We start from the raw sequence: 22,856 nt of genomic DNA, 5'->3' as shown, positions 1-22,856 counted from the left end.
GTGATCGGCGGCAACGTCTCTCCGGGTGGTCATGGCACCGCCCACTTCTCCTTCGGCGGCCCGGCTGACTCGATGGGGGACGAGTCCCGTGACTTTGCGGACCCGCCTCGCGACGGGGGTGCCTTTTCGGGAGGTGCCGATTCAGTTGTGTGTCCACGCACACCCTCGGGCCGGGACGGTCCAACGCCGAGCGGTCAGCGCTCCTTGTGGACGTCTGTCCAGCACCGGGTCGACACCTGTTCTAGGCGTCCGGTGAGAGCTTCAGTGCGGGCCGTCAGCCGGCGCGGCGCAGCAGCGCGCGGCGCACGTCCGGCGGCACCGCGCGCACGCCCAGGCCCGCTGCCGTCGCGGCCAGTCCCGCCGTCGTGCGCGGGACGGCGAGCACCTCGAGGCCGGGATCGAACGCGGAGAAGCGGCCCTTGTACTCCTCGCCGCCGCGCAGCAGCCGGTACTCGCGGACGCCGTCGTCCATCGCGGCGCGCACCGTGTGCGAAAGCAGGACGAACCCGACCGACTGCTTGTCCCACGCCGGGTCGCGGCCCGACTGGTAGTACCACTCGTACTCGGCGTACCGGAAACCCTGCCAGGCGGCGACCGCGACACCGTCGACCTCGAGCAGCCACAGGCGCAGCCAGCCGCGCTCGAGCGCGACGCGGGCGAAGTCGCGCTGGAACGCGCGGGCCGGCCCCTCGGCGAACGTGTTCGAGGCGCCCTGCCAGCGGGCCTCGTGCAGCGCGTGCAGCGTCGTGAGCGCGGCGTCCAGGTCGGCGGGGTCGGTGACGAGGCGGAACGCGACGTCGTGGCGCTTGCGCAGCGCGCGCTCGCGGCGGCGCACCTGCTCGCGGAAATTGCGGCTGCGCGACGCGAGGAACGCGTCGAACGTGAGGCCGGCGGCCGGGAGCACCGGACTGGGCTCGCGCCGGAGCGTCACCCCGCCGAGCAGCCCCGCCCACCCCTCGTCGGCGGGCAGCTCGTCGGCGACGAGGAGGTCGGGCCGCAGCTCGCCGAGCGCGTCGCGCAGCGCCGCGGCGACGCGCACGCGATCCTCCGGCGCGCACACCGGCGCGATCCGATCCGCCGGCCCGTGCCCCACGAACCGCACGAGGTCCACGGGCCGCCGAGCCGCCCGGTAGAGCGGCAGGATCCCGACCGTCTCCCCCGCGTCGCGGCACGCGAGGAGATGCAGCGGCCGATCGCCGCCGAAGTGCCGCCACCACGTCTCCGCCCACTCGATCGTCGTGAAGAGGTTCGCGTTCGGAACCTCCGCCCACGCTCCGCGCGCGGCGGAGAAGTCGCCGAGAGGCTCGACCGTGCACGCACGGTGCCTGACCCCGTTGTTGCGCGACGCCTTCGCCGGCGCCTCGCCCGGCGCGTTCTCCGCCGCCGCGCCCCACGAGGTCTCCACGGCCGCGCCCCGCGAGGTCTTCGCCGGCGCCGCGCCCCGCGGCGCCTCCACGGCGACGGCGACCCTCTCGACGTCTTCCGGCGTGAGGTGGTGGTGGCACGGGAGGCCGATGAGGCGGTCTCCGAGGCGGACCGCGTGGATCTTCTGCGCGCGGAGGCGGGTGAGCTCCGCGTCGGCGTCTTCGACCTCGAGGGGGACGACGAGGGGGGCGGCTCCGGGGGACGGGTCGCGGAAGCGCTCGGGGACGCGATCGCCGAGGGCGGCGGCGAGCGCGAGGTGGTGACCCAGGCGGCGCGACTGGAAGGAAGGGTGCGCGAGGCCGGGCAGGACGGCCGCGATCGCGCGGGCGCGGCGGTCGGGGGCGACGTCCTCGCGGTCGGCGACCGCGGAACCGCAGACGACCGCTCCGCGCAACCCGAGCGTCGGGCCGAGCGCGAAGACGGCGACGTCTCCGACGCTGCCCACCGGACCGCGCTCGCTCCACGCGCCGATGGCCTCCGTGCAGTCCTCGATCACGGGGTGCTCGCCGGCCGAGACCTCAGCCGGGTGGCCGAGCTCGTGGCGGACGACGACCGCGTCTTCGCCGACCGCTTCGAAGGCGAGGGCGAACGCCTCGGCCACCGAGGCGCGCACGAGGTGCGGGCCTCCGAGGGGGAAGACGGGTGGCGACGTGGGCGCCGCGACGAGGAGCGCCGGGCGGGCGGGCGGCCGTGCGGTGATCGTGGAAGCGGCCATGGCTCGTGCCGCGACGGCGCTTCGGGCGGCGCCGGGCGGGCGAGTACCCTAGCCGCGCGCGGGGACCCCCATCCGACGGCCCCGCCGATGCGCCGTGACCGACGTGCTCGTCCTCTGCTACCACGCGGTCAGCCCCACCTGGCCCGCCGACCTGTCCGTGACCCCGGACGCGCTCGAGCGCCAGCTCGGCGGCCTCGTCGCCCGCGGGTACCGGGGCGCCACCTTCGCCGACGTCGTCGCGAAGCGCCCGGCCGGCAAGACGGTCGTCGTCACGTTCGACGACGCGTACCGCTCCGTGGGGACGCTCGCGAAGCCGATCCTCGACCGGCTCGGCCTCCCCGCCACCGTCTTCGTGCCGACGAACTGGCCGGACGCAGGCGAGCCGATGGCCTGGCCGGGCGTCGACCACTGGCTCACGACCGAGCACCGCGACGAGCTGCTCCCCCACTCGTGGGACGAGCTGCGCGCGCTGCGCGACGCCGGCTGGGAGATCGCGTCGCACACGCAGAGCCACCCGCACCTCACGACGCTCGGCGACGACGCGCTCGCGCAGGAGCTGCAGCAGGCCCGCGCGCGCGTGGAGCAGGAGCTCGGCGCGCCGTGCGCCACGATCGCCTACCCCTACGGCGACCAGGACGCCCGCGTCCGCGACGCCGCCAAGGAGGCCGGGTACGCCGGCGGCGCCGCGCTCGGCCGTTCGCTCAGGGAGGGCGATCCGCTCGCCTGGCCGCGGGTCGGCGTCTACCACGGCGACGACGACCGCCGCTTCCGCGCGAAGGTCAACGTCCCGCTGCGCCGCATCCGCGCGTCCGGCGCCTTCGAGCGCGCGATGGCTACCGTCGACGCCCGGCTCAGGAAGCGCGGCGGCGGGGCCGACTACTCGGATCGATGGCAGAGCGCGGGCTGACGCGCCGCACGGCGGTCGGGATGGCGTGGGCCTATGGCTCCTACGTCGGCGGCCGCCTGCTCGTGCTCGTCTCGACGGCGATCCTCGCCCGGATCCTCACGCCGGGCGAGTTCGGCCTCGTCGCGCTCGCGCTGACGTTCACGGCGCTGCTCGACATGCTCAAGGACCTCGGCGTCGCCGAGGCGCTCATCATCGTCGACGAGCAGGAGGTCTCCGACAAGGCCGACACGGCATGGATCGTCATGCAGCTCGGCGGCCTCGTGATCCTCGCGATCACCGCCATCCTCGGGCCGGTCGTCGCCGACCTCTACGACGAGCCGGCCCTGACCGGGATCCTCCCCGTTCTCGGCTCGACCTTCGTCCTGCGGTCGCTCGGCTCGGCGCACTACGCGCTCGCGCAGAAGCGCCTCGACTTCCGGTCGCGGACCGTCGCCGAGATGGCCGACGTCGTCACGCGCGGCGTCACCGGCATCACGCTCGCGCTCGTCGGCGCGGGCGCGTGGAGCCTCGTGCTCGGCTACGTCGCGGGCACGGCCGCGATGACGCTGACGCTGTGGCTGCGCGTCGACTGGCGGCCGCGCTTCCGCGCCAGCCGCGGCCACCTGCGCGAGCTGCTCGGCTTCGGCGGCGCGCTGACCGGCGTGACCCTCGCCGGCGCGATCCTCGGCAACGTCGACGCGCTCGTCATCGGCCACGCGCTCGGCTCGTCGGACCTCGGCCTCTACTCGCTCGCCTCACGGCTGCCCGAGCTGCTCATCATCAACCTCTCGGTCGTCGCCGGCCAGGTGCTCTTCCCCGCCTTCGCCGCGGTCGGCAAGGACGCGCTGCCCAACGCGTTCCTCTCGTCGCTGCGCTACGCCGGGATGGTGTCGCTGCCGCTTGCCGCGTTCCTCTTCGTCCTCGCCGACCCGCTCATCCTCGCCGCGTTCGGCGACCAGTGGGAGTCCGCGGCGACCGTGATGCAGCTCTTCTGCCTCTACGCGCTGGCCTCGCCGGTGACGCTCGTCTGCGGGACCGTCTTGAAGGCGAGCGGCCGCGCCGGCCTGCTGCTGCGCGTCGCGATCTTCCAGGTGATCGTCGTCGTGCCGAGCGTGCTGATCGCCGTCGACGGCGGCATCAACTCGGTCGCGACCGTCCACGCGGCGGTCGCCGGCGTGATCCTCGTGCTGCAGCTCGGCCTGGCGATGCGGCTCGTCGGCGTCTCGCTCGGCCCCGTGCTCACCGCGCTGTGGCCGCCCGTCGCCGGCGGCCTCGCCGTCGCCGCGGTGGCATGGGGCGTCGACGAGCTCGTCGACGGCACGTGGGCGGTGCTCCTGATCGCGGCCGTCGCCGCCGCCGTCGTCTACGCGCTGACGCAGTGGCTGTTCGCGCGCGACTCGCTGCAGCGCCTGCGCCAGTCCGTCGTCCCCTCGCCCGTCGCGGCGCCATGACGGCGCCCGCGGTCAGCATCACGATGCCCGCCTACAACGCCGAGGCGACGATCGGCGAGGCGGTCGCCAGCGTGCTCGCGCAGACACGCGACGACTGGGAGCTCGTGATCGTCGACGACGGCTCGCGCACGCCCGTGCGCGAGGTCCTGCAGGACGTCGACGACCCGCGCGTGCGGATCGTCGAGCACGACCGCAACCGCGGCCTCGGCCGCACGCGCAACACCGCGCTGCGCTCCAGCGCCGCGCCGCTCATCGCCCACCTCGACGCCGACGACCGCTACGAGCCGGAGTACCTCGAGGCGCTCCTCCCGCGGCTCGACGACCCCGCGGTCGGCCTCGCGTACTGCAACGCGCGCGTCTTCGGCATGCACGAGCACCTCTACATCGAGGATCCGTCGGGGCATCCGCTCGACCACTTCCCCGCCCTGGCGCTGCGCAACGACATCCCGAACTTCGCCCTGGTCCGCAAGTCGGCCATCGAGCGCATCGGCGGCTACGCCGAGTTCACCTGGGGGGCGATGGACTGGTACCTGTACCTCCGCCTGGCGGGCGCCGGCTGGCGCTTCGCGTACGTCGACCGGGTCCTCGCGAACTACCGCTGGACCGGCCAGTCGATGAGCCAGGACTGGGACAAGGTGCAGGACTCGAACCTCCACGTCCTGACCCGCTTCATGCTCCATCACCCGCTGCGCCGCGGCCCGCACCGCCGCGTCCTCAAGCTCGCCGTCGCCCAGGGCGGCAAGCGCATCCCCGGCGTCGCGCGCGTCAAGCGCGCCGTGCTCGACCGGAGGGCCGCGTAGATGTGCGGCATCTGCGGCATCCACGAGCGCGACCGCCCGGCGGACCGCTCGGCGCTCGAGCGCATGAACGAGACGCTGCTGCACCGGGGTCCCGACAGCGCCGGCGTGCACGTCGACGTGCCCGTCGGCCTCGCGATGCGGCGGCTGTCGATCATCGACCTCGAGGGCGGCAGCCAGCCGATCTTCAACGAGGACCGCACGATCGCGGTCGTCCAGAACGGCGAGATCTACAACTACCGCGAGCTGCGCGACGAGCTGATCGGCCGCGGGCACACGTTCGCGACCCACAGCGACACGGAGGTGCTCGTCCACCTCTACGAGGAGCACGGCCCGCGCTTCGCCGAGCGCCTGCGCGGCATGTTCGCCGTCGCGGTGTGGGACGCGCCGAAGCAGCGGCTCGTGCTCGCGCGCGACCGGTTCGGGATCAAGCCGCTGTACTGGCGCGAGGAGGGCGGCACGCTGTCGTTCGCCTCGGAGCTGAAGGCGCTCGTCCGCCAGCCCGGCTTCTCGACCGACGTCGACCCGCGCGCGCTCACCGCGTTCCTCGCGCTCGGCTGGATCCCGACGCCGCTGACGATCTACCGCGAGGCGCGCAAGCTGCCGCCCGGCACGCTGCTCGTTCACGAGCGAGGGAGCACGACGCTCGAGCGCTACGCGCGCCCCAAGCCGGTGGCGCGCGACGAGCTGCGCGGGGAGAGCTTCGACGTGCTCGCCGCCGAGTTGCGCGAGCGCCTGCGCGAGTCGGTGAAGGCGCACATGGTCGCCGACGTCCCCGTCGGCGTGCTGCTCTCGGGCGGCGTCGACTCCTCCGCTATCGCCGGCCTCGCCGCCGAGCACGCGAGCGGCCGGCTGAAGACGTTCTCGATCGGCTTCGAGGAGCGCACGTTCAACGAGCTCGACCGCGCGCGCATCGTCGCCGAGCGCTACGACACCGACCACCACGAGCTCGTCGTGCACCCGAACTCAGTCGAGCTGCTGCCGAAGGTCGTCGCCGCCTTCGACGAGCCGTTCGCCGACTCGTCCGCGCTGCCGACGTACCTCGTGGCCGAGCTGGCCGCGAAGGACGTCAAGGTCGCGCTCGCCGGCGAGGGCGGCGACGAGCTCTTCGGCGGCTACTTCACGTACACCGCCGACCGGCTCGCCCCGTGGCTCGGCCGCCCGGCCGCGCTGGCCCGGCCGCTGCTCGACCGGCTGCCGAGCGGGTCGAGCTCGCTGCGCCTCGACGACAAGGCCAAGCGCTTCGCCGCCGCCGGCGCGCTGCCGCCGCTCGACCGCCACGTCGGCTGGACGACGTACCTCGACGGCGACGCGCGCGGCGGGCTGCTCGCCGACGAGCTCCTCGTCGACTTCGATCCCGTCGACCTCTACCGCGAGCGCTTCGCCGAGACCGAGGGCGCGGAGATGCTCAGCCGCCTGCAGGACGTCGACCTCGCGGTGAACCTGGTCGACGACCAGCTCGTCAAGACCGACCGGTCGAGCATGGCCCACTCGCTCGAGGTGCGCGTACCGCTGCTCGACACCGCGATCTCCGACCTCGCGCTCGCGATCCCCGCCAAGCACAAGGTGCGCCGGCTGGAGAAGAAGCGGCTGCTGCGCGCCGCGGTCGAGCCGCTCGTCCCCGACGAGCTGCTGCAGGCGCGCAAGCAGGGCTTCTCCATCCCCGCCGCCGCGTGGCTGCGCGGCGAGCTGCAGCCGTTCGCGCGCGAGGTGCTCTCGCCGGCGACGATCCGCGAGCAGGGCTTCTTCAAGCCGGAGGCGGTCACGGCGCTGCTCGACGAGCACGTCAGCCGCCGCGCCGACCGCAACCGGCAGCTGTGGGCGCTGCTCGTCTTCACGATGTGGCGGCAGTGAGCGAGGACGTCCTCGTCTCCGTCCTCGTGCCCGTGCTGGACGAGGAGCGCCACGTCGAGCGCGCGCTCGAGCTCATGCGCGGGCAGGAGGGCCTCGACGGCGCGCTCGAGGTGCTCGTCGCCGACGGCCGCTCGTCGGACCGGACACGGGAGATCGTCGAGCGCATCGCCGCGGAGGACCCGCGCGTGCGGCTGCTCGACAACCCGGCGCGCAGCACGCCGAACGGGCTGAACGTCTGCCTGCGCGCCGCGCGCGGGCGCTACGTCGCGCGGATGGACGCGCACACCTGGTACCCGCCCGACTACCTCGCGACCGGCATCGCGCGGCTGCAGCGCGGCGACGCGGTGTGGGTCGCCGGCCCGCAGCTCGCCCACGGCGAGGAGGGCTGGTCGCGCCTCGTCGCGCTCGCGCTGAGGACGCGCATGGGCGTCGGCGGCGCCGCGTTCCGCACGGCGACCGAGGAGGTCGAGGCCGACAGCGGCTTCACCGGCGTGTGGGAGCGCGCGACCGTCGAACGCCACGGCGGCTGGGACGAGGGCTGGCCGATCAACCAGGACGCCGAGCTCGCCGCCCGCATCCGCGCCGAGGGCGGCCGCATCCTCTGCGTGCCGGAGATGGCCGCGCAGTACGTGCCGCGCGACAGCCTCAAGCGCCTTGCCCGGCAGTACTGGCGCTACGGGCAGTACCGCGTGAAGACGAGCGTCCGGCACCCGTCGAGCATGCGCCGCTCGCACGTCCTCCCGCCCGCGCTCGTCCTCGCCGCGCTGACCGCGCTGCTGCCCGGCCGCCTCGGCCGCGCGGGCAAGATCGCCCTCGCCGCCTGGTCGGCCGCCGCGCTCGCCACCGCCGCGCAGGCGGCCGAGGACCGCGACGACACCGCGAAGCTGCCGGTCGTCTTCGCGGCGATGCACTTCCCATGGGGAGCCGGCTTCCTCCTCGGCTGCGCACGATTCGGCGTGCCCGCGAAGGCGCTCCGCCGTCTCGCGGGCGGAGAGAGCGCGGAGGGCGCCGGCGGAGACGCCACGGCGGCGGGCGGCCGATGACGCGTCTCGGGCTGTACATCGACGCGCCGTATCGCATGGAGGGCGGCACCGTCTTCACGAGCGCGGAGACGTACCCGTTCCTGCAGTTCGGGTGCGAGGTGGGAACCCACGCCGACGAGCTCGTCCTCTTCGGGCGCGACGCCCCGCCGCACGCGGGCGCCGACTTCCCGCTCCCCGGCTCTCCGCGGCTGGCGCTGCTGCCCTGGTACGACGACCTCGCGAACCTCCGCGCCCTCGCAACAACGGGGTCAGGCACCGTGCGTGCGCTCTGGCGCGGCCTCGACGACGTCGACGTCGTCTGGGCCTTCGGGCCGCACCCGTTCTCGTTCCTGCTCGCGCTCTTCGCGCTCGCCCGGCGCCGCCGCGTGGTGCTCGGCGTCCGGCAGGACACGATGGCCTACTTCCGCAGCCGCCTGCGCTCGAGACGGGCGACGCCGCTGCTCGCGCCGCTGTGGGTGCTGGACAAGGCGTGGCGGCTGCTCGCGCGGCGCGTCCCGGCCACCGTCGTCGGGGACGGCATCGAGCGCTCCTACGGCGGCCCGCGCCGCGGGCTGACGCGGATGACGGTCTCGCTCGTCCGCGACGCCGACCTCGCCGCGCAGCCGATCGACGGCACGAGCGACGGCGCGCCCCGGCTGCTCACCGTCGGCCGCCTGGATTGGGAGAAGAACCCGCTGCTCGCCGTCGAGGCGCTCGCGCAGCTGCGCAGCGGCGCGCGCCTGACGTGGGTCGGCACCGGCCGCTTGGCTCAAGACGTCCGCGAGGCGGCCGAGCGACTCGGTGTGGCCGATCGCGTCGACCTCCCGGGCTTCGTGCCGATCGGGCCGGAGCTGCTCGCCCGGTACCGCGACGCCGACCTCTTCGTCCACGTCGCCGTCACCGAGGGCACGCCGCAGGTCCTGCTCGAGGCGCTCTCGACCGGCCTGCCCGTCGTCGCGACGGACGTCGGGGGCGTCGCCGCGCTGCTCGAGGACGGCGCGGCCGGCACGCTGGTCCCGCCGCGCGACGCCGGGGCGCTCGCCCGTGCGATCGACGGCGCGCTCGCCGACCGCGACGGCCGCCTGACGCGTGCTCGCCGCGGGCTGGAGGTCGCGCGGGAGCACACGCTCGAGTCCGAGGCCGCGCGCGTCGCAGCGGCCGTGATCCGCCCGGGCCGCGACTAGGCTGCCGCACCGGTGCGCCTTCCCCACGCCGCATCACCGCCGCTGCCGCGCGCGTCGGCGCTGCTCCCGATCGCCGCGACCGGGGCCGCCGCGTTCTTCGCGCTGCTCATCGGCATCGGCACCGTCGCGCAGACGCCGAGGGCCATCGCGCTCGCCGCGCTGGCCGTCTTCGCGCCGGTCACGCTCATCAGTCTCCCGCTGGGGCTCGCGCTGTGGGCGACCACGCTGTCGCTCGGCCACGTCGCCGGCCTCGGCCTGGCCTCCAGCATCGGCGGGCTCGGCCTGATCGCGGTCTGGTTCGCCGTGATCAGCGGCCGGCGCGAGCGGTTCCGCGACCTCCTCGGCGCCGCCGGCCCGGCCCTCTTCCCCGCGCTCGGGCTGCTGCTGTGGCTGGCGATCACGCTCGCCTGGGCGCGGAAGTCCGACCTCGTCGAGGGCGAGCTCCTCTACTGGGCGCTGTGCGTGCTGCTGCTCGTCGTCGTCGCCACCACGCTGCGCACGCCGCAGCAGGTGCGGCTCGTCGCCGCCGGCTTCGTGACCGGCGCGGTGTTCTCGGTGATCGTCGGCGCCGCGATGGGCGACCTCACGACCGGGCAGTCGGCGATCAAGACCGCGCAGGCCACCGAGGGCCGCTTCGAGGCCGCCGGCAACGACCCCAACGAGCTCGCCGCAGGCCTCATCGCGGCGATCGCCGTCGCGGTCGGCATGCTCGCGGGTGCCCGCGGCCCGCGCCGGATGCTGCTGATCGTCTCGCTCGGGATCATGGGCTTCGGCGCCGCCGCGACCCAGTCCCGCGGCGGCCTCGTCGCGGCCGGCGTCTGCATCGTCGCCACGATCGTGCTCGCACGCGGCCACCGGCTGCAGGCGCTGGGGCTTGCCGCGCTCATCGGGATGATCGCGACGTTCGCGCTCGCCTCCACGCCGGGCGCGCTCGACCGGATCACGTCGTTCGACGGCGGCGGCAACGGCCGCAGCGAGCTGTGGGCGATCGCCTGGCGGATGAGCGAGGACCACCCCATGACGGGGGTCGGCCTCAACCAGTTCCGGGAGGAGTCGACCACCTACGTACGCGACCTGCGGAACCTGCAGTACGTCGACCTGATCGTCGATTCACCCCACATCGTGCACAACACCTACCTGCAGCTGCTGGCCGAGACCGGGGTCATAGGCCTGCTCGGCTTCCTGCTGGTCAGCGTGCTCGGCCTGTACACGACGTGGCGAGCGGCGCGGGCGTGGGAGCTCCGCGGCCGCCCCGACCTGCAAGCGCTCGCCCAGGGCCTCCTGATCGGTCAGATCGGTTTCCTCACCGCGGCGTTCTTCCTCTCCATCGGCAACAACTTCCGCCTCTGGCTCCTGCTGGGTCTCGGCTCGGCGCTCCTGGCAGCGGCACGCAAGGAGGATCGTGGCTCGCCCTACAACGCCCGGACCGCTCGGTAGCCTCACGAACGTGGCAGCCGACCTCGGTCCCGTCACGCCGCCCTCCCGTCAGAACGACAGCGGCTGGGCGCCGTACGTGCGCGCGATCTCGGCGCATCGCATCCTCGTGCTGGTCACGACGCTCGCCGCGCTGCTCGGCTGCGTCGCCTGGCTCGCCCAGCGCACCGAGCAGTTCGAGACCACCTCGGAGATCCTCGTGACGCCGCTGCCGGAGGCCGACGTCACCTTCCAGGGCCTGCCGTTCCTCCGCGACTACGGCGACGCCACGCGCACGATCCAGACCGCCGCGACGCTCGTCGACTCGCCGGCCGCCGCCGCGCTGACCGCGCGCCGCCTCGGCAACGGCTGGACGCAGTCGCAGGTCTCGGGCGACATCGAGGTCGGCCCGCAGGGCGAGAGCAGCGTGCTCGCCGTCACCGCCAAGGCGGACAGCGGCGAGAAGGCCGCCGCCCTCGCCAACACCTTCGCGCGCGCCGCGCTCGACGTCCGCACCGAGGCGCTGCGCCGCGCCGTCGTCAGCGCGCTCGACCGCCTCGGCCGCCAGCAGGCCCGCCTGACGCAGGCCGGCCGCCAGGAAGCCGCCGCCGAGCTCGCGCAGCGGATCGGAACGCTCGAGTCGGTCCGCGACGGCAACGACCCGACGCTGTCGTTCTCGGAGCGCGCCGCCGTCCCGGGCTCGCCGCTCGGCACGCCCGCGTGGATCCTCGCGCTGCTCTCCATCCTCGCCGGCTTCGCGGTCGGCAGCGGCGTCGCCCTCCTGCTCGAGCTGCTCGAGCGCCGCGTTCGCGACGAGGACGAGCTGCTCACCGTGCTGCCGGCGCCCGTGCTGGCCCGCGCGCCGGTCATGCCGCGCCGCACGCGCCGCGGCGTGCTCAGCCCGTCGGACATGCCGCCCGGCGTCCGCGAGGCGTTCCGCACGCTGCGCGTGCAGCTCGAGCGCCAGCCCGGCACCCACCGCACCGTCATGCTCACGAGCGCGTCGTCCGGCGACGGCAAGACCACGTCCGCGGTCAACCTCGCGCTGTCGCTCGTCGGCGGCGGGCACCGCGTCGTGCTGATCGACTTCGACCTGCGCAAGCCCGACCTCGCCCGCGTCCTCGGCATCCAGCCCCGGCGCAGCCTCGTCGCGACGTTGACCGGCACGCCGCTGGCCGACCTCCTCACCCCCGCGCCCCAGCTGCCGCCGCTGCAGATCGTGCCCGCGGCAAGCGCCGAGGGCGACGTCGCGCTGCTCGAGTCGCTGCGCCGCAAGATGCCGGCGATCCTCGAGGAGGCGCGCACGCTGGCCGACTACGTCGTGCTCGACACCGCGCCGCTCGGCGAGGTCGCCGACGCGCTGACGATCGCCGACCAGGTCGACGACATCATCCTCGTCGCGCGGCCCGGCCACACGAACCGCGCCAACCTCGAGGGCGTCCGCGACCTGCTCAACGGCGCCGGGCTCGCACCGACGGGCTTCCTGCTCGTCGGCCAGCGCACCCGCGGCGCGAACTCGTACCACGCCTACGGCGTCACGCCGCGTGACCGCAAGGCCTCGCGCCAGCGGCCCGTGGCGGCCCGTACGCCCGACCGCTGAGCACCTCGCGCCCCTTGGCGACGCCATCGCCCCCTGCCGCCGAGCCGTTCCCGCCGGACCTCGCGCGCCCGCACGAGCCGCTGACGGGCCGGCGCGCGCAGGCGATGCTGCTGCCGGGGCTGCTCGTGCTGGCGGCGGCGCCCGTGCTCGGGGCGTTCGGGGGCGGCTTCGAGGAGACCGTCTGGTACCCCGTCGCGCTCTTCGCGCTCGCGCTGCTCGTCCTCGTGCTCGTCGTCGCGCCGCCCGCGCGCCAGGACCGCTCCCGCGCGTTCGACCTCGCCGTGGCGGCCTTCGGCGCGTTCACGCTGTGGTCGTTCCTCTCGATCTTGTGGGCCGACGTCCCCGGCGACGCGTGGCAGGGTGCGAACCGCACGCTGCTCTTCTGGCTCGGCTTCACGATCGTCGGGTTGCGCCCGTGGCCGGCCGGGACGGCCCGCGCAGCGCTCTCGATGGTCGCCCTCGGCGTCGGCGCGCTCGCCGTCGGCCTGTTGATCGTCTCCGCGACGAAGGACGACCCCAGCACGCTGCTCGTCGGAGGGCGCATCGCCGAGCCGATCGCCTACGCCAACGCCACGGCGAACCTCTGGCTCATCGCCTTCTTCCCCGCGCTGCAGCTCGCCCTGACGCGCGAGCTGCGCCTGCCCCTGCGCGCGCTCGGCCTCGGCGTCGCCGTCGTCCTCATCGAGACCTCGCTGCTCTCGCAGAGCCGCGGCGCCGCCGCCGGGTTCATCGTCGCGGCGCCCGCCTTCGTCCTGTTGCACCCGCGCCGCTGGCCGGCGCTCTTCGCGCTCGCCGTCCCCGTCGGGCTGCTGGCGCTGAGCTGGAGCACGCTCACCGACGTCCGCAACGTCAGCGACAGCGGCGCGCTCGAGGCGGCGCTGTCGGACGCGCGGCGCGTCATCGCGATCGGCGCGGTGGTCGCGATCGCCGCGGCCGTCGTCGCGCTCACAGCTGCCCGCCTGCTGGAGCGGCGCGGCGGCGTCTCGCCCTCCGCGCGCCGGACGGCCGACCGCACGTTCCTTGGCCTCGCCGGCCTCGCGGCCGTCGCCGGCGTGGTCGTGCTCGCCGGGTCGACGGGCTGGCTCGACGACCGCTGGGAGAGCTTCAAGTCCACGAGCTACGACCAGGTCGAGTCCGGCTCGACGCGCTTCACCGGCGCGCTGGGCTCGGGCCGCTACGACTTCTGGCGGGTCGCGCTGGACGAGTTCCGCGACCACCCGGTCGCGGGCATCGGCACCGAGAACTTCAGCGTCCCCTACCTCGTGCAGCGCAGGACGTCCGAGGCGCCGCGGTACGTGCACAGCCTCGGCTTCGGGATCCTCGCGCAGCTCGGGATCGTCGGAGCGGCGCTGTTCCTCGCCTTCTTCGGCGGCATCGCCGCCGGCTTCGCGCGCGTCCGCACCCGCGCCACGTCCGCGGAGGCGGGCCTCGCCGTCGCCGCGTTCGCGGGCGGGCTGATCTGGCTCGCGCACGGGATGGTCGACTGGCTGTGGGAGTTCCCCGCGCTGTCGCTGCTCGCGCTCGGCCTGTTCGCGATGTCCGGCCGCATCGGCGGCGGCTCGAGCGGCGCCGGCGACGACGTCCGCGGGCCGCTGCGCACGATGCCCGCGCGCGCCGTCGTCGCGATCGGCGCGATCGCCGCGGCGGTCTCGCTGGCGCTGCCCGGCGCCGCCGCGCGGTTCGAGCGCTCCGCCTACGAGGTCCAGCGCTCCGACCCCGAGTTGACGCTCGCCCGGCTGAAGCGCGCGGCGGACCTCGACCCGCTCACGGCCGCCCCGCTCGTCGGTCGGTCCGTCATCGCGCGGACGCTCGGCCGCCGTGCCGAGGCGCGCGCTGATCTGCAAGAGGCGTTGCAGCGCGAGCCCCGCAACTGGTTCGCGCACTTCGAGCTGGCGCTCCTCGACGGTCAGGCGAAGAAGTGGGCATCCGCCCGGCGGAGCCTGGCCGAGGCGAGGCAGCTCAACCCGCGCCAGCCGGTCGTCCGCGAGGTCGGGCGGCTTCTGGCGCGGAAGCAGCCGGTCGACCCCGCCGAGGCGGAGCGTAAGCTCGCCGAACAGCTCTCCTACCGGATCCAACCCTTCGACCCGGATTGAGGACCTTCCCCGTCCATCGGTGAGAACGCCTCCGTTCGTCCGTTCGTCCAGGGGGGTACGACGGCGGCAGATGAGCGGGTATTCTCTCCCGGCGCGCGGTGCGCCGCGAGCGTGGACACCGGAGTTCCTGTCAAGAGGTTTCACATCATGCGCATTGCCGCCACTGCACTGATCACCACTCTGCTGCTCGCCGTGAGCGGCCCCGTCGCGATGGGCGCCAGCCCGAGCGCGAAGGGCTACGACGAGACGCTGGGCGTCATCGGCGAGATCGAGACCCAGCAGCCGACGGAGACCACGTCGCCGCCGCCGCCGGCGACGACGCCGCCCGCGCCTGCGCCCACCCCGACCCCCGCACAGGAGTCGGGCACCCTCCCCTTCACCGGCCTCGACGTCGGCATCGTGGTCCTCATGGGCCTCGCGCTCGTCGGGACCGGCATGGTCCTCCGCCGGACCACGCGGCGCAGCGAGAGCTGACCGCTCCTCTCGTCCACGCTTGAGCGAAGGGCCCGGTTCGCCGGGCCCTTCGTCGTTCTACGTCGCGCGCCGCAGCCGCAGCCGGTCGCGCGCGTAGACGGCCGCGCCGAGCGGCGCCCCGGCGAGCCACAGCGGCCGGGCCGCCGGCCGCAGCGCCGCGACCTGCCTGCGCGGGCCGCGCCCGTCGTGCAGGCAGTTGCGCGTGTAGAGCGCGGACAGCCGCAGGTAGTCGAGCGGCGCCCACCGGACGAAGCGCAGGTGGTCGTTGAGCTGCTCGCCGTAGGCGTCCGCGAACATCGCCGCGTGCGCGCCGGGATCGCGGATCTGCATCGTCAGCCGCCCGGCGTCCTCGGACTCGTCGTAGACCTTCAGCGCCTCGTTGACGAACCGCGTGACGTAGCGGCGCGAGATCCGGTCCCACACGACGCTCTCGGTCACGAAGCGCACGCCCGGCGTCTCCGGGAACGGGTGGTCGCGCAGGACGTCGGTGCGGATGAAGCCCCACTTGTCGCCCGTGCTGCGATGCCGGTAGCGCAGCTCCAGCGAGGTCGCGTCCAGCGGGCTGCGCGGGAAGGGGTCGCCCACGAGCCGGCCGTCGAGGTCGCGGCAGAGCACCGTGACGCCGGCGAAGCGGTCGCGGTCGCCTTCGGGGATGCCCTCCCAGAGCGCTAGGAAGCGCTCGAGCGCCTCGGGCACGCAGCCGTCGTCGGAGTCCAGCGACAGGAAGAACCGCCCGCGCGCGTCGCGCACGCCGATGTTCCACGCGCCGTGCTTGCCCTCGTTGTTCTGGCGCAGGTAGCGGACGGGGACGTCGCTCTCATCCGCCCAGCCGGCGACGAGCTCCGGCGTGCCGTCGGTCGAGTCGCCGTCGACGACGAGCCACTCGAAGTCGCGCAGGGTCTGCGCGCGCAGGCTCTCCCACACCCGGTGCAGCGTGTGGGCGCGCTGGTACGTCGCCGTGAAGACGGTGAACGTCGGCGCCGCGGAGCTCATCTACGAGGTGGCGGGCGCCGACGCGGGCGCGGGATCCAGCGCCGTGCGGGTCGGCGCCAGGATGAAGTCGACGCTCGCCGGCTCGGCCGTGTACTGCGCGTCGGCGACGAGGGTGCGCAGGGTCTCGCAGAGGATCACGAGGTTGAGCCCGAGCGAGCGGTGCTTGAGGTAGTAGAGGTCGTGGCAGACCTTCCACGCCGACCCGATGTCCGACCCGGCGTAGCCGCAGCGGACCTGGGCCCACCCGGTCAGGCCGGGCTTCATCAGATGGCGCCGCTTGTAGTACGGGACGACGTGCTCGAGGCGGTCGACGAACGCGGGCTGCTCGGGCCGCGGGCCGACGACGCTCATCTCGCCGCGCAGGACGTTCAGCACCTGCGGCAGCTCGTCGAGGTGCGTCTTGCGCAGCAGGCGGCCGATCGTGGTGACGCGGTCGTCCGAGGCGACGGCCCACTCGCCACCGGCGCCCTCGCGCATCGTGCGGAGCTTGTAGATCGTGAACGGCCTGCCGCCCTCGCCGATCCGGACCTGCTTGAAGAACACGGGGCCGCCGTCGCGGCGGATGACCAGCGCGAGCACGCCGAGCAGCGGCAGCGCCAGCAGGCCGGTGATCCCGGCGACGACGAGGTCGAGCGCGCGCTCGCCCGGCAGCGCCTTCGCGCGGTACTTCGGGTGCACGATCCACTGGAACCACGCGGCGTTGATCTCCGCCACCGCGACGTGGCCGAAGACCTCCTCGTAGAAGCCGGACAGCTCGCGCAGGCGCACCGGCAGGTGCAGGCAGGAGCGGGCGACCTCCTCGAAGACCGCCATGCGCGGCGCCTCGCCGGTCATGAGCAGCAGGTCGATCTCGTGACGCTCGGCGATCTCACCGAGGTCGCTCAGCTCGCCGAGCAGCGGCACCTCGCCGCGCTCCTCGTCCGACGGGTCCTCGGGGAACGTGACGCGCCCGACGACGCTGTAGTCGCCGATCTCGGACAGGCGCAGCTCGCGGCCGAGCGAGTCGGTCGAGCGGGTCGAGCCGATGACGGCGACCCGGATCGTGCGGCGCCGCGCGGACGCGGACCGGGCGATCGGCCCGGCGACGAGCGCGAGCCCGACGGAGACGGTGAGCACGAGCCAGACGTCGCCCGACGTCAGGCCGGGCAGCCAGTCGAGCGCCTGCAGGACGAGCAGGAAGACGGCGCCGAGCAGCGGGCCGGCGGCGCGCGCCAGGGCGCCCATGAACGGCAGCAGGTTCGCCCACTTCGGCTCGCGGCCCACGATGAGCCCGCCGGCGAGCAGCGCCGCGAACGTGAGGCCCGTCGTCTCGAGCGGCGTGCCGCTCTGGCGCGCGAGGATCAGCGCGAGGATCGCACCGGCCACCGGCCCGGCCAGGCGGGCCGCTGCGGTGATCCAGGACGAGGACGACCCCTGCCCACGCGCGGGCGGCGCTTCCTCGACGGGGGCGCGAAGCTGATCGTCCATGATCTCGAGTGCCGGATCCGTGGCAGGTGGTGCGAAAGGCGGCAAAGGGTCTCTATCCGCTTATCGGGCGGCGCCGCGGCCACTTTACCCCCGGAGCGCTCACTAGCCTCGTGTCTCCATGGCCCGCAGCGCCCCAAACGCGAACGGCGGTCGCTTCGGTCTGGAACACGGCATGTCGGCGTTCGACGCGGTGGCCGAGTCGTGGGACGACTTCGCGGCGCGTCAACCCTCTCCTTTCCTGACACACGCCTGGCTGAAAGCGTGGTGGACCGCCTTCGGGGACGGCGAGCCGGTCCTTGCGACCATCCGCGGCGAAGATGGCGCGCTACGCGCGGGCGCCCTGCTGCGCCGGACCCGCACCGGCGGCCTTGCCGCCGCGGCCAACGACCACAGCGGCGACTGGGATGCCGTCGCGGCCGACGACGACGCCCACACGGCGCTGTGGGCAGGGCTGGCGGGAAGCGAGGCGCGGTCGCTGGTTCTGGGGCCGCTGCGCCCGGGCGGCCACGGCCTGCTGGCGGCGCGTCGCGAGCTGGAGGACGCCGGCCTGCGCGTGCTCGCCGAGCCGGGCGCCCGCAGCCCGTGGCTGGCGCTGCCGCGCTCGTACGACGAGCTGACGGCGGGGCTCAGCCGGAACCTGCGCTCGCAGGTCGGACGCCGGCGCCGCGCGCTCGAGAAGGAGGGCGAGCTCGTCTTCCGCACCACGACGAACGGCGAGCGGCTGGAGGCCGACCTCGACGCGTTCCTGGCCGTCGAGGCGTCCGGATGGAAGGCCGACGCGGGCACCGCGGTCCTCCGCGAGCCCGGCGCGGAGACGCTCTACCGCACGTTCGCGCGCGCCGCCGCCGAGCGCGGCTGGCTGCGCCTGCACCTGCTCGAGCTCGACGGCGCCGTGCTCGCCGCCGACCTCGGCATCGTCGTCGGCGACCAGGCGTTCCTCGTCAAGACCGGCTTCGACGAGAGCTGGAGCCGCCTCTCCCCCGGCCTCGTCCTGCGCGCCGACGTCCTGCGCGCGTCGATCGAGGAAGGCGTGGCCGGCTACGACTTCCTCGGCCCCGACGACGCCTACAAGCTGCGCTGGACCTCGACCGTCCGCCCGCGGGTGACGCTGCGCGCGTACCGCGGGGCGGTCGCGCTGCCCGCGGGGGTGTGGCGCCGCTACGGCCGCCCGGCGGTCAAGCGCCTGCGCGACCGCGTCGACGCAGCGCGCCGGTGACGCGGGCGACCAGCGGGCCGGGGTCGCGCGGGTCGAGCAGGCCGAGCTCGCGCACGCCGCGGTAGGAGCGCAGCAGCGCGCCGGCCGCCCGCGGGCCGCCGCCGTCGCGCAGCACGGTGAGCGCGGCGCGGGCCTCGAGCTCCGGGAAGACGAGCTTCACCCCCATCCGCTGGGCGGGCGCGGGGCCGAGCGACTCCCCGGCCAGCACGGCCACCAGCCGGCGCGACGCGTCCACGCCGCTGGCGTCGCCGAGCCCGAACTGCGTCGGCAGCCGGACGTTCGCCTCGATGAAGAACGTCTCGCCCGTGACGGCGTGGCGCTTGGTCTCGACGCCGGCGACGCCGACGAAGCCCGCCTCGTCGAGCACGGCCTCGGCCAGCGCCATCGACGCCGGGATCGGATCGGCGACGCAGATCGACGCGGCGCCGAACCCGCGCGGGTACTGGCGCAGCTTGCGGCAGCCGAACCGGACCGGGTAGCTGCCGTCGGCGGCCCGCACGACGATGGCCTCCTCGACGGCGTCGTCGCCGCCGGGCACGTACTCGGACAGCATCATCGCCATCCCGGCCACGAGCGCGGGGGCCGCCGCGGCGCGGGCCTGCGCCGCGTCGTCGACCACGAAGACGCGCTCCTCGCCGAAGCGGGCGCGGAAGACGTGCGACAGCTCCGGCTTGACGACGCACGGGAACGGGGCGTCCGCGGTGGCGGCTTCGAGCTCCTCCAGGCCGGTGACCGTCCGCTCCCACGGCACCCGCACCCCGGCCGCGCGCGCGATGGCGTGGCTCGTCGCCTTGGCGAGCAGCTCCGTGTGGCCGGATCCGGCGCGTTCGAACGTCCGGATCCGCTCGGGGAGGTCGTCGCGATGGGACGCGATCCACTCCGACGCCCGGTCGGCGCCGGCCAGCAGGAGCGCCGGACCGCCGCCCGCCAGCTCCTCGATCGCCGCCGCGTAGCCGCCCTCGGGCACCACCCGGCTGTCCGTCCCCCGGCTGCGGCGCATCCAAGCCATGCCGGGCGGGAGCACCAGGCCCGGCCGGTGCCCGGCGCGCACGAGCGAGCGCGCGACCGCGAGGCCACCGTTGTTCGGCTCGAGCAAGATGATCCGGAACCCGGCCTGGCGCACGGCGGCTGGACCCTACCCTCGAAGGAACATTCGTCCACTTCGGACGAATCGCAGTTGAGAAACGGCTGTTGACGGGGAGAATCCAGGTCCGCCCACCCGGAGACCCAGGACCCTGCCCTTGCCTCGCCTTCGCTTGACCCTGCTCGTGGCTGCGCTCACGCTGCTGCTCGCCCAGAGCGCCGCCGCCGCCACCGCGCTGTACCCCGACTTGCAGACGCTGCCCCCGCGCGACCTCAAGTTCGACAACACCGACGTGACCGGCAGCGGCACGTTCCACAACGTGCTGCGCTTCTCGAACACGACGTGGAACGTCGGGCAGGGGCCGCTCATGATCGGCGGCAACGTGCCGCCCGGCACGACGTCGGCGCCGGCGATCCAGACCGTGGTGTCCGATGACGGGAGCAAGAGCACCTACACCGTCGGCAACTACACGATCCACCCCGAGCATCAGCACTTCCACTACGACGGATGGGGCGAGTACGAGCTCTGGACGAAGACGGCGTACGACAACTGGCTGGCGGCTGGGCGGCCGTCGACCACGAAGCCGGACCTCGTCGGCACGAAGACGACCAGCTGCGTCCTGGACGAGGAGTTCATCCGCACGCTGCCGTCGACGCCCTACCCGCGCCGGTTCACCGACTCGGGCTGCGACCCGACCAAGACCGGCAGGATCGACTCGGGCCTGTCGATCGGCTGGGGCGACACCTACGACTTCTACCGGTTCGAGCAGTGGATCGACCTCGGCACGCGCAAGCTCGCCGACGGCACGTACGTGCTGCGCTCGGTCGCCGACCCGGACAACAAGCTCTACGAGAGCACCGGCAAGTCGGACTCGACCCGCGAGAGCCAGTCGGCCAACGAGGCGACGACGACCTTCCGCGTCTCCGGCGGGGTGCTCGTCGACTCCGACCGCCCGAGCGGCACGGTCACGATCAACGACGTCGCCAAGGCGACGACCTCGACGAACGTGACGGTGAAGGTGCTCGGCCGCGACGACGTGAGCGGCGTCGACTCGGTCCGCATCTCCAACGACGGTGTGTCGTGGAAGCAGTACACGTACGGCGGGTCGGGCTCGAGCCCGATGAGCATCGCCTGGGACCTCTCGGACACGCGCTACGGCGGCACCACGACCTCCGGCCAGCACACGGTCTACGCGCAGTTCCACGACGCGTCGGGCAAGTGGTCGGCGTCCGAGACGGACACGATCGACTTCACGACCGGCACGACGCCGCCCCCGGACGGCAGCAACTCGGCGTACCGCACCGCGGTGCTCGAGGCGCACCCGGTCGGCTACTGGCGGCTCGGCGAGACGAGCGGCGCGACGGCGTTCGAGGAGACGAGCCTCACCAACGGCACGTACATCAACGCTCCCGGCCTTGGCGCCGCGAGCCTCCTGAACTCCGACACGAACGCGTCGGTGCGCTTCGGCGGCTCGAACTACGTGCGCGTGACCGACAGCACCCGCTGGGTGCTCGGCGGCGCGATCAGCCTCGAGGCGTGGATCAAGCCGGACGCGCTGCCGGCGACGGGGCAGTTCGCCTCGATCGTCACGCGGCCGGAGGGCTACTCGCTGCAGTTCAACGGGCCTCGCCTCGAGTTCACGGTCATCCAGAGCGGCACGCGCCGCCGGCTGCAGGCGCCCGCCGGCGCGATCGCGACGGGCGGCGTCTACCACGTGGTCGGCACGTACGACGGGACGGCCGGGCAGCGCCTCTACATCAACGGCGTGCAGGTCGCGACCTCGACGCTCGCCGGCCCCGCGTCGCGCGGCTACGGCCTGTACATCGGGTCGTGGGACGACCAGATCGAGCGCTTCCGCGGCACGGTCGACGAGGTGGCCGTCTACGACAGCCTCCTGACCGGTCTGCAGGCCAAGCAGCACTACGACGCCGGCATCGCGACCGCCGTCGGCGTCGCCACCCCGACCGGCCTGACGGCGACCGCGGCGTCGTCCTCGCAGATCGACCTGCGCTGGACGGACGCGTCGAACAACGAGGCCGGGTTCACGATCGAGCGCAGCGCGGACAGCTCGTTCTCGAGCCCGACCGCGATCACCGTCGGCCCGAACATCACGTCGTACAGCGACACCGGGCGGCCCGGCGGGACGACGTACTGGTACCGGGTCAAGGCGACGACGAACACCGACAGCTCCGCGTGGTCGAACGTCGCCAGCGCGACGACGAGCACCGCGGGCGTCGCCGCTCCGTCGGCGCTCACCGCGACCGCGTCGTCCAGCTCGGCCATCGCGCTGCAGTGGACCGACAACGCGGCGAACGAGTCGGGCTTCGAGATCCAGCGCAGCACCGACAGCGCGTTCACGAACCCGGTGACGCAGAGCGCCGCCACCAACGCGACGTCGCTCGCCGTGTCCGGGCTGACCGCGTCGACGACCTACTGGTTCCGCGTCCGGGCGATGAGCTCGACGACGTCGTCGGCCTGGTCGAACGTCGCCAGCGCAACGACGCAGGCGGCTTCCACGCCGACGCCGGGCGGCGACTACGCGGGCGAGGTGACCACCGACGCGCCCGTCAGCTACTGGCGGCTCGGAGAGGCGAGCGGCGCCACGACCGCGGCCGACTCGCGCGCGCTGAACAGGGGCACGTACTACAACGGCGTGACGCTCGGGGCGGCCCCGCTCATCACGTCCTCGAACACCGCCGCGCGGCTCGACGGCACCAACGACCACGTCCGCGTGGCCGACTCGAGCAGCCTCGACTTCACGTCGGCGTTCAGCGTGGAGGCGTGGATCAAGCCCGAGACGCTGTCGCCCTCGTGGCAGTCGGTCGTCACGAAGTCCGAGGCGTACTCGATCCAGTTCGCCGGCGGCCTGCTCGAGTTCACGGTGATCCAGAGCGGCGTGCGCCAGCGCCTGCGGGCTCCCTCGGGGACGATCGCGACGGGCACGCGGTACCACGTGGTCGGCACGTACGACGGCGCGACGATGCGGCTCTACGTCAACGGCGTCCAGGTCGCGAGCAAGGCGCAGACCGGCCCGGCGTCGGTGACGAGCACGCCGCTCGAGCTGGGCAGCTGGGACGGCGGCTCGGAGTTCTTCCGGGGCACCGTCGACGAGGTCGCCGTCTACGGCAACACGCTGTCGGCCACGCGCGTCGCCGCGCACTGGACGGCCGGCAAGTAGCTCG

General features: G+C 74.0%; 16 protein-coding genes and 1 riboswitch. Of the genes, 12 read left to right on the top strand and 4 right to left on the bottom strand.

Annotation, left to right across the window (positions count from 1 at the left end; all coding sequences use genetic code 11):
* Positions 1–51 precede the first annotated feature (51 nt).
* Positions 52–133, bottom strand: a riboswitch (cyclic di-GMP riboswitch).
* A 141-nt stretch (positions 134–274) separates the two neighbouring features.
* A complete protein-coding gene (locus AC1UE4_RS00700; RefSeq protein ID WP_482915298.1) occupies positions 275–2,140 on the bottom strand; it encodes a GNAT family N-acetyltransferase in 1,866 nt (621 codons plus the stop codon).
* A gap of 94 nt (positions 2,141–2,234) precedes the next feature.
* Here AC1UE4_RS00700 and AC1UE4_RS00695 point away from each other — a divergent pair, with 94 nt between their 5' ends.
* The 10 genes from AC1UE4_RS00695 to AC1UE4_RS00650 all read left to right on the top strand — a co-directional run bounded on the left by AC1UE4_RS00695 (position 2,235) and on the right by AC1UE4_RS00650 (position 14,914).
* A complete protein-coding gene (locus AC1UE4_RS00695) occupies positions 2,235–3,047 on the top strand; it encodes a polysaccharide deacetylase family protein (protein ID WP_482915297.1) in 813 nt (270 codons plus the stop codon).
* Positions 3,029–4,477, top strand: a complete 1,449-nt coding sequence (locus AC1UE4_RS00690; protein WP_482915296.1) for a lipopolysaccharide biosynthesis protein — start codon at positions 3,029–3,031, stop codon at positions 4,475–4,477. Before AC1UE4_RS00695 ends, AC1UE4_RS00690 begins: the two co-directional genes overlap by 19 nt.
* Complete coding sequence (locus AC1UE4_RS00685) at positions 4,474–5,277, top strand: glycosyltransferase family 2 protein (protein ID WP_482915295.1); 804 nt, start codon at positions 4,474–4,476, stop codon at positions 5,275–5,277. Before AC1UE4_RS00690 ends, AC1UE4_RS00685 begins: the two co-directional genes overlap by 4 nt.
* A complete protein-coding gene (asnB, locus tag AC1UE4_RS00680; RefSeq protein ID WP_482915294.1) occupies positions 5,278–7,128 on the top strand; it encodes an asparagine synthase (glutamine-hydrolyzing) in 1,851 nt (616 codons plus the stop codon).
* Complete coding sequence (locus AC1UE4_RS00675; protein WP_482915293.1) at positions 7,125–8,171, top strand: glycosyltransferase family 2 protein; 1,047 nt, start codon at positions 7,125–7,127, stop codon at positions 8,169–8,171. The genes asnB and AC1UE4_RS00675 overlap by 4 nt, the downstream gene beginning before the upstream one ends.
* Positions 8,168–9,334, top strand: a complete 1,167-nt coding sequence (locus AC1UE4_RS00670; RefSeq protein WP_482915292.1) for a glycosyltransferase — start codon at positions 8,168–8,170, stop codon at positions 9,332–9,334. The genes AC1UE4_RS00675 and AC1UE4_RS00670 overlap by 4 nt, the downstream gene beginning before the upstream one ends.
* A gap of 12 nt (positions 9,335–9,346) precedes the next feature.
* On the top strand, positions 9,347–10,771 hold the full coding sequence (locus AC1UE4_RS00665; RefSeq protein WP_482915291.1) for an O-antigen ligase family protein: 1,425 nt from the start codon (positions 9,347–9,349) through the stop codon (positions 10,769–10,771).
* Positions 10,772–10,781: 10 nt separating this feature from the next.
* Entirely contained in the window at positions 10,782–12,347 is a 1,566-nt protein-coding gene (locus AC1UE4_RS00660; protein ID WP_482915290.1) for a tyrosine-protein kinase domain-containing protein, read from the top strand.
* Between the two features lie 14 nt (positions 12,348–12,361).
* Positions 12,362–14,440, top strand: coding sequence for an O-antigen ligase family protein (locus tag AC1UE4_RS00655; protein WP_482915289.1), 2,079 nt, complete (start codon positions 12,362–12,364; stop codon positions 14,438–14,440).
* Positions 14,441–14,632: 192 nt separating this feature from the next.
* The gene (locus tag AC1UE4_RS00650; RefSeq protein WP_482915288.1) at positions 14,633–14,914 is read left to right on the top strand and encodes a hypothetical protein; all 282 of its coding nucleotides are present in this window, start codon (positions 14,633–14,635) and stop codon (positions 14,912–14,914) included.
* 57 nt (positions 14,915–14,971) lie between these two features.
* Here AC1UE4_RS00650 and AC1UE4_RS00645 read toward each other — a convergent pair whose 3' ends face one another.
* Positions 14,972–15,907, bottom strand: coding sequence for a glycosyltransferase family 2 protein (locus AC1UE4_RS00645; protein ID WP_482915287.1), 936 nt, complete (start codon positions 15,905–15,907; stop codon positions 14,972–14,974).
* Positions 15,908–17,374: an exopolysaccharide biosynthesis polyprenyl glycosylphosphotransferase gene (locus AC1UE4_RS00640; RefSeq protein ID WP_482915286.1), complete on the bottom strand. Its 1,467-nt coding sequence runs from the start codon at positions 17,372–17,374 to the stop codon at positions 15,908–15,910. It lies immediately after the preceding gene.
* Between the two features lie 118 nt (positions 17,375–17,492).
* Between AC1UE4_RS00640 and AC1UE4_RS00635 the strand changes: the two genes are divergently transcribed.
* The gene (locus AC1UE4_RS00635; protein WP_482915285.1) at positions 17,493–18,590 is read left to right on the top strand and encodes a GNAT family N-acetyltransferase; all 1,098 of its coding nucleotides are present in this window, start codon (positions 17,493–17,495) and stop codon (positions 18,588–18,590) included.
* Here the strand turns inward: AC1UE4_RS00635 and AC1UE4_RS00630 are convergent.
* Positions 18,550–19,713 carry a hypothetical protein gene (locus tag AC1UE4_RS00630; RefSeq protein ID WP_482915284.1) on the bottom strand — a complete coding sequence of 388 codons (1,164 nt, stop codon included), beginning with the start codon at positions 19,711–19,713 and terminating at the stop codon, positions 18,550–18,552. The genes AC1UE4_RS00635 and AC1UE4_RS00630 overlap by 41 nt on opposite strands.
* A gap of 133 nt (positions 19,714–19,846) precedes the next feature.
* Here AC1UE4_RS00630 and AC1UE4_RS00625 point away from each other — a divergent pair, with 133 nt between their 5' ends.
* Positions 19,847–22,852, top strand: a complete 3,006-nt coding sequence (locus tag AC1UE4_RS00625) for a LamG domain-containing protein (protein ID WP_482915283.1) — start codon at positions 19,847–19,849, stop codon at positions 22,850–22,852.
* Positions 22,853–22,856: the final 4 nt, after the last annotated feature.

Source organism: Parviterribacter kavangonensis, assembly GCF_056863335.1.
The sequence above is the reverse complement of the archived record's forward strand: the minus strand, read 5'-3'. Positions and strand labels throughout refer to the sequence as shown.